Origin of the sequence: Sodalis-like endosymbiont of Proechinophthirus fluctus, assembly GCF_001602625.1 — a bacterium.
GTDB lineage: Bacteria > Pseudomonadota > Gammaproteobacteria > Enterobacterales > Enterobacteriaceae.
Map to the genome: position 1 here is coordinate 12,974 of NZ_LECR01000053.1, position 729 is coordinate 13,702.

The window sequence follows — 729 nt, forward strand, 5'->3', positions numbered from 1 at the left end:
CGCTTTTCTGACGCCTAGAATGGAACGCCAGCATCATCTGCCACAAACGGTTCTCTTTTCCGTCAACTGGTATTCATACTGGTCGAGGTTGAGTGGTAACGTCTGTGGCGTCCATGGTGGTTTCCTGCTAATTTGGAGGTAATGACTGCTTTTTGCCCTGGATTGTAAGGAATAAACTTTTAATGTCCAGTTTTGTTGTATGTAAGTGTCCTGGTGTATTTGTTCCCTGGATACCTTTATCGCCGGAACAGTAGGATTAGGACCGACCTAAGACACTGCCGGTCTTCCGCCGTCTCCTCCAGGGTCCACCTCAGGCTGCCGGGATTTGTAGCCAGTGGCGTCCTGCCAATCGATGAGACACGAATAGATGTATAAAATAAATACAATCTTACTAGTGACGCTGTCCATCACAGTCTTTTCCAGTTTGGGGCAAGATAGCGCCGGCCCATACAGGCCGGCGACGGCCATGCGCTGATTGTGTCCGCGAACTGTTTCCCACAGCCCATATCTTCGGTACTGGCGATGGTCAGTGTGGTCACCTGCGAAGATATCGATCGCGGAAAGATTAAATCGGTGGCTGAGGGGGCGTTGCCGGTTGCCGAGAGTGGATATCAGTCAGAACGGTAGTTTCGGTAAGAAAAATTATATTTTAATTCAATGTATTAGTACCATACATGCGCTGGTGTTAATCGACAGCGTGCAGATGAATCAGGCGGCCGTATCCGGCTC

The 729-nt window shown here is 49.5% G+C and carries 1 pseudogene; it reads left to right on the forward strand.

What is annotated here, in order from left to right:
* Positions 1-367 precede the first annotated feature (367 nt).
* A pseudogene (btuB, locus tag BG74_RS20680) lies at positions 368-729 on the forward strand (TonB-dependent vitamin B12 receptor BtuB); the annotation flags it as partial.